The organism is Cyanobium sp. LEGE 06143, assembly GCF_015207535.1.
Classification (GTDB): Bacteria; Cyanobacteriota; Cyanobacteriia; order PCC-6307; family Cyanobiaceae; genus NIES-981.
The window spans coordinates 1-6,183 of sequence record NZ_JADEWP010000160.1 but is presented as its reverse complement, the minus strand read 5'-3'; the positions used below and the strand labels follow the sequence as shown (position 1 = coordinate 6,183).

Below are 6,183 nucleotides of genomic sequence, written 5' to 3'. Positions count from 1 at the left end.
CTGAAGCCACCCCCGTGGCTCTGACCGCCCCGGCGATCGGCTGAGGCTTCAGCCCTCATCAGATCCAGACCTGACGGAATCCCTACAGCCCCCCTCTCAGCAGGGGGGCTTTTTGATGGTTTCACCTGCAAGGCCCGAGCGGATGCATTCAGACCCTGAGATCGCTGCCCTGGTGGAGCAGCTCCAGCTCCAGGCCCACCCGGAGGGTGGCTGGTATCGCGAACTGCACCGCAGCAGCCTGGCGGTGAGGCGGCCCGATGGAGCCAGGCGCTGCGCCTTCACTCAGATCGTGTTTCTGCTCGCTGCAGGCGGGGTCAGCCGCTGGCACCGTGTCAGGCAGGCGGAAGAGTCGTGGCAGCATCTCGGCGGCGACCCCCTCGATCTCTGGCAGATGCCGCCCACGGGGGGAAAAGCCAGCGTGTCGAGACTCACGGCTCTGGCCCGGCCTGGCGCCACGAGCCCGCAAGCCAGCCCGCCCAACCCCGTGACTGTCGTGCCGGCCGACTGGTGGCAGGCCGCCTGCAGTTGTGGGGGCTGGAGCCTGGTGGTCTGCACCGTGAGCCCCGGTTTCGAGTTCGACGACTTCGAACTCCTTGCCGAGAGTTCGGAGCGCATCGACCTGCCCGCTGAGTGCGCCAGGTTTCTGTGAGCACTCCGCATGCCGGCGCTACTGGCCCGGTTGGCCACCCTGGCCAGCCACGACCCCTTTACAGTCTGTTACACTCGTCGCAACACTTCGTGATCTCCATGGACGACACCACCACCCGCTTTGGCTTCAGTGCCTTCGCAGAAACCTGGAACGGCCGCCTGGCCATGCTCGGATTCGTGATCGGCCTCGGCACCGAGCTGCTCACCGGCCAGGGCATCCTTTCCCAGATCGGTCTGGGTTGATCGCCATGAGCACTGACTATTCCGCAGCCATCGCCGGGCTCACTGGCCTCGTGATCGTGCTCACCGCCATGGTGGGCTTCGTTCTCTCCCGCCCCAGCGATCTGGCTCCGTACAACCCCCGCTGATTGCATCCAGCGCCACTGATGCGCTGGAACTGCAAACGGCTGGTGCTGCCAGCCGATGCACCAAGATCAGACAGACGCTCCACGACAACAGCCCCCTAGAGAAGGGGGCTAATGGAATGGTGGCTCCTAGGGTTATCGGAGCGGTGCCTGGATGACTCTCTTCTGGAGCGATCAGGCCGCTTGCCTGTCTCTATCTACGATTGGATGGAGGATTGAAGCTCGACTATCACGGCTGAATGATCTGATGGCCTGTGATTAGTGTCCTCGAGCCATGCTGAGCCGTGGTTCAGGTGCTCGACAGGCTTCTTTTCTCCGTTGTGGTCATGATCTCAAGCGCGTCTCTTGCTCCCGGCGCTCTCCCTTAAGGCGCCCTGGATCAAGGGTAAAAGGTGAGCCGCCTTGGAGACGACTTGCGCTCCAGCGGCTGTCACCCTCATGGCCCTGAAGCTGCTGAGCACGGTGCGTCTGATTCAAGCTTCTTGGGATGGCTGAAGCCGATGATCGGATTTGAACCGATGGCCTACTGATTACGAATCAGTTGCTCTACCGCTGAGCTACACCGGCACCGGATCGAAATTAGCATTGTGGGGTCCGCTCCAACCAGGCAGCCCATGGGGAACCAGCCACGCCCGATAGACCCAGAGCTCAGGGCTCGGTTGATGCAGGAACTGCGCACCCCCTGGCGCGGCCTACGCCGTGCCCTGTGGCTGGCTCTGGCGGCCTCCGGCGCCGTGGGGCTGGCCACGATGGCGATGCGCGGGGCCTCTGGAGCCGAGGTGGCTTCAGCTGACCTGCTCATCCAGATCAGTGCTCTCGTCCTGTTCGGGGGATTGCTCTGGTTCGATCGCAACCGCACTGTCGCGGCCGATCCCGACTGAAACCAGCGGGCCCAGCAGCAGCAGCGGCAAGCCCAGAGAGAGGCGTCGTTGCGCCAGCTCCGCGGCGCTGAGCGGCACCGCCTGCTCCAGTTGCTCCTTGCTGCGGCTCAGCAGCCAGAAGCCCTGGATCAGCTGATGCCACTGCCAGAGCAGTACCGCCAGCAGCGGAACGCTCAGCAGCAGCACCACCAGGCGGTTGCTCTGGGCCAGGGGAGAGAAGCCCGAGACGGCAGCGGCCCTTGCGTCCAATGTCCAGAGCAGGGGCAGCAGCCCCAGGGCACCTAGAGCACCGAGCAGCCTGGCCGGCAGAGCGTCCTGCAGGGCAGCGAGTCGGCTCTGCAGCGGGCTGCGTCCCCCCGGCGGCACCTGAACCAGCAATAGCGAACAGCAGTCGGCCGGCTGCCGCCAGAGCAGCAGCGAGGGGGCCAGAACGCCAAGACCCCAGACCAGAAGACGCTCCAGGGCAGGAGCTGGGCCCGGGTCGGCCCCCGCCAGTAGCAGGAGCAGCAGCACCAGCTCCAGGGGGATGGCCCCCAGGGCGGTGAGCTGAAGCCAGAGCAGGGGCTCGCTGCGGGTGGTCAAGGCTGGAGGGCTCAGGAGAGGGCGGCGCTCAGGTGCTGAGCGTGCGTCGCTGGGTGACCAGTTTGTACGCCTCCACCCGATCCCCTTCCTGCCAGCCGGTGAAACGATCACAGCCGATGCCGCACTCGAAGCCGGTGGCCACCTCCTTCACATCGTCCTTGTTGCGGCGCAGGGAGTCGAGATCGCCCTCGTAGGCCACCTCGCGGCCACGGCGCACCCTGATCTTGCAGTTGCGTTGCAGCTTGCCCGTGGTCACGTAGCAGCCGGCCACGGCGCTCTTGCCGATGGTGAACACCGCCCGCACCTCGGCTTCGCCGAGGGCTTCCTCCACCAGCTCGGGCTCCAGCAGGCCCTCCATGGCCAGCTGGATGTCCTCAAGGAGCTTGTAGATCACGTCGTAGTCGCGCACGTCCACGCCGGTGGCGTCGGCAGACCGCTTGGCACCGGGGGCCATCGAGGTGTTGAAGCCCACGATCACCGCGCCGGAGGCGGCGGCCAGATCCACGTCGGTTTCGGTGATCTCTCCTGGCGCCGAGAGCAGCACCCGCACCTGCACCTCGCCCTGGGGCAGCTGTTCGAGGGAGCCCAGAATCGCCTCCACCGAGCCCTGCACGTCGGCCTTGAGGATCAGGTTGAGCTCCTTGAGCTCGCCTTCGCTGGCCTGGCCGGACATCGAGGCCAGGGACACCCGCCTGGAGGCCATCTGCTGGGCCAGGCGAGTCGCCCGGGCCTCATTGGCCCGATCGCCCACCACGGCCCGGGCCGACTTCTCATCGGCGAACACCTCGAACTCATCGCCCGCGGTGGGCACTTCGCTGAAGCCCAGCGCCTCCACGGCATAGGAGGGGCCGGCTTCCTTGACCCGCTTGCCGGTGTCATCCACCATGGCCCTCACCTTGCCCAGGATCGGGCCAGCGGCGAGCACATTGCCGGGGCGGAGGGTGCCGTTCTGCACCAGCAGGGTGGCCACCGGACCCTTGGCCTTGTCCAGGTGGGCCTCGATCACGGTGCCCTTGGCGCGGCGATCGGGGTTGGCCTGAAGGTCCTCCACTTCGGACTGCAACAGGATCATCTCCAGCAGCTTGTCCACGTTCTCGCCCTTGATGGCGCTCACGGGCACCATCACCACGTTGCCGCCCCAGTCTTCAGCCACCAGCTCGAGACCGGAGAGCTCCTGCTTCACCCGTTCCGGCGAAGCCCCTTCCTTGTCGATCTTGTTGATCGCCACCACGATCGGCACCTTGGCGGCCCTGGCATGGCTGATCGCTTCCAGGGTCTGGGGTCGCACGCCGTCGTCGGCGGCCACCACCAGCACGGCCACGTCGGTCACCTTGGTGCCCCGGGCCCGCATGGCCGTGAAGGCCTCGTGGCCTGGGGTGTCCAGGAAGGTGAGCTTGCGCGGCTCCCCCTCGTGCTCGATCTGCACCTGGTAGGCGCCGATGTGCTGGGTGATGCCCCCGGCCTCACCAGCGGCCACCCTGGTCTTGCGGATCGCATCGAGCAGGCTGGTTTTGCCGTGGTCCACGTGGCCCATCACCGTCACCACGGGGGGTCGCCGGATCAGGTGCTCGAGGTCGCTCGCCTCGATCATCTCCACCGTCTTGGCGGCGGCTTCCTCGGCGTCGTCCTGCAGCACAGGCACACCGAATTCCTCGGACACCGCCTCAATCGTGGAGAGATCCAGGCTCTGGGTCACCGTGGCGATGATGCCTTTGAAGAAGAGGCTCTTGATGATCTCGGAGCTCTCCAGCCCGAGTTTTTCAGCCAATTCCTGCACCGTGAGGTTGCCCTCCGGCACGATCAGCATCTCGGGCCGCTGCTGCTTGGCCTCGCGGGAAGCGCGCAGTTCCATGGCACGGCGTCGCTGGCGTTGACGGGTGGTTTCCTTCTTGCGTTTGCGCGCCGCCACCGTGGGCCTGGGAGCGGCTGCGGTGCGCACTCTGGCCTTGGAGGGGCGGGCCAGGCTGGCCTGCAGCACCACCGCCTCCTGTTCACCGGCGTAGCCGCCGGTTTCGGCCGTGAGGGCGTCGTCGTTGTCGCCAATGATGTGGACTTTGGGCCGTTGCCGCTGGGGTGCACGACTGCGCAGGGCCTCGAGCTTGGCGCTGTCATCCCAGTCGGGACGCCGCGGGCGCCCGGCCGGCACGGGGGCGCGGAAGCCGGGGCGGCGCGGGGCTGCCGCCGGCGCGGCGTTCGGGCGGACCAGATCGGGGGTGTTGCCGCTGCCAGTGCCGCTGTCTGCGGGGCGATCCCCGGGGCGGCGCGGTGGCGGAGCCGGGGTGCGTCCACCGGGCTTCTGGAGCTGCATCAGCTCGCCTGGGGCCACGGGSTTGCGCATGCCGGCGGCGATGCCATTGATGGTGAGCAGGGCGCCGCGCAGCAGTTCACTGCGGCCGTAGGTGCGGCCGTCGGAACCGCTGCCGGTAGCTTCGCGCATCGGAGGTTGCCGGTTCTGGTCGCGCAGCCGCCGCAGCAGGGCCACCTGCAGAAAACCGAGGGGCACGATCGTGCGGTTGCGCAGGTCCACCGAGAGCTGCAGGGCGGGATCGCCATCGAGGAGGCGCTGGTGACCGGTGATGGCCAGCACCAGGTCGCGAGTGAGGTCGAACTCGGCGGCGATGGTCTGGAAGATCTGCTCGAAGGCCTCCCGCCGCTCGGGTCGTCCCAGGGCCTGCACGTAGTGATGGGCCAGGTCGATGTCGACCTTCGAGAGGGTCATCTCCACCTTGGAGATCAACATCCGAAAGAAGGGCCAGCGCTGGTAGAGCAGGCGCAGCAGCTCGATCTGCTCCGGGTCCTGATCGAGCTCCTCGCGCAGGGCAGCCCCCACCCCGAACCAACTGGGGAGCAGGAAGCGGCTCTGGGTCCAGCCGAACACCCAGGGAATGGCCCGCAGGCTCGAGAGGTCTTTGGCGCCGCTCTTGCGCCGCGCCGGCCGGCTCGAAATCTGCAGCTTGCTGATCTCCTCGATGGGGGTGCACTGCTGGAAGAACGCCACCAGATCGGGGTTGTCATGGACCAGGGCCCGGTAGAAGTCGCGGGAGCGGGCGGCCAGGCGGCCCATCAGCTCATTCCAGCTCGGCGTGTTGTCCACCGGCGTGCTCACCAGGCTGTTCTGCAGCACCGCAGTGGTGAGGGTTTCGAGGTTGTAGAGGGCCAGCTCCGGCAGGGAGTATTTGGAGGCGAGCACCTCGCCCTGCTCGGTGATCTTGATGCGGCCGCTGAGGGTGCCACTGGGCTGGGCCAGCACCGCCTGGTAGGCCGGCCCGCCGCCCCGGCTCACGGAGCCGCCACGGCCGTGGAAGATGCGCAGCGCCACATCGTGCTGGGTGGCGAGCTGCTGCAGGGCGATCTGGGCCTTGTGGATCTCCCAGTTGCTGGAGAGGAAGCCGGAATCCTTGTTGCTGTCGGAGTAGCCGAGCATCACCTCCTGCAGGGGTTGGCTCCCCTCGCTGGAGCTGAGCAGCCGGCGGTAGAAGGGCTGGCTGAACAGCTGGCCCATCACGGCCGGGGCGCGCTGCAGGTCTTCCACCGTCTCGAACAGGGGCACCACCAGCAGGCTGGTGGTCTGGGCCACCGGGTCCACCAGCCCGGCCTCCTTGGCCAGTACCAGCACCTCCAGCAGGTCGGACACCGTGTGACTCATGGAGATCACGTAGGTGCCGCAGATGCGGCAGCCGAACTCCAGTTGCAGCCGCTGCAGCATC

5 protein-coding genes and 1 tRNA gene are annotated in these 6,183 nt (G+C 67.0%); 3 read left to right on the top strand and 3 right to left on the bottom strand.

What is annotated here, in order from left to right:
• The first annotated feature begins 142 nt into the window (after positions 1 to 142).
• Positions 143 to 649, top strand: coding sequence for a cupin domain-containing protein (locus IQ216_RS10820; RefSeq protein ID WP_193815470.1), 507 nt, complete (start codon positions 143 to 145; stop codon positions 647 to 649).
• 98 nt (positions 650 to 747) lie between these two features.
• The gene (locus IQ216_RS10815; RefSeq protein WP_186698658.1) at positions 748 to 891 is read left to right on the top strand and encodes a high light inducible protein; all 144 of its coding nucleotides are present in this window, start codon (positions 748 to 750) and stop codon (positions 889 to 891) included.
• A 617-nt stretch (positions 892 to 1,508) separates the two neighbouring features.
• Here the strand turns inward: IQ216_RS10815 and IQ216_RS10810 are convergent.
• A tRNA-Thr gene (locus IQ216_RS10810) sits at positions 1,509 to 1,580 on the bottom strand.
• 47 nt (positions 1,581 to 1,627) lie between these two features.
• Here IQ216_RS10810 and IQ216_RS10805 point away from each other — a divergent pair.
• A complete protein-coding gene (locus IQ216_RS10805) occupies positions 1,628 to 1,894 on the top strand; it encodes a DUF3493 domain-containing protein (protein WP_186698660.1) in 267 nt (88 codons plus the stop codon).
• On the opposite strand, the gene IQ216_RS10800 is transcribed toward IQ216_RS10805, so the two are convergent.
• Both IQ216_RS10800 and infB read right to left on the bottom strand, forming a co-directional pair.
• Entirely contained in the window at positions 1,799 to 2,476 is a 678-nt protein-coding gene (locus IQ216_RS10800) for a low-complexity tail membrane protein (RefSeq protein WP_193815469.1), read from the bottom strand. The genes IQ216_RS10805 and IQ216_RS10800 overlap by 96 nt on opposite strands.
• Before the next feature lie 28 nt (positions 2,477 to 2,504).
• On the bottom strand, positions 2,505 to 6,183 hold a 3,679-nt coding region (infB, locus tag IQ216_RS10795), incomplete at its 5' end, for a translation initiation factor IF-2 (RefSeq protein WP_228007405.1).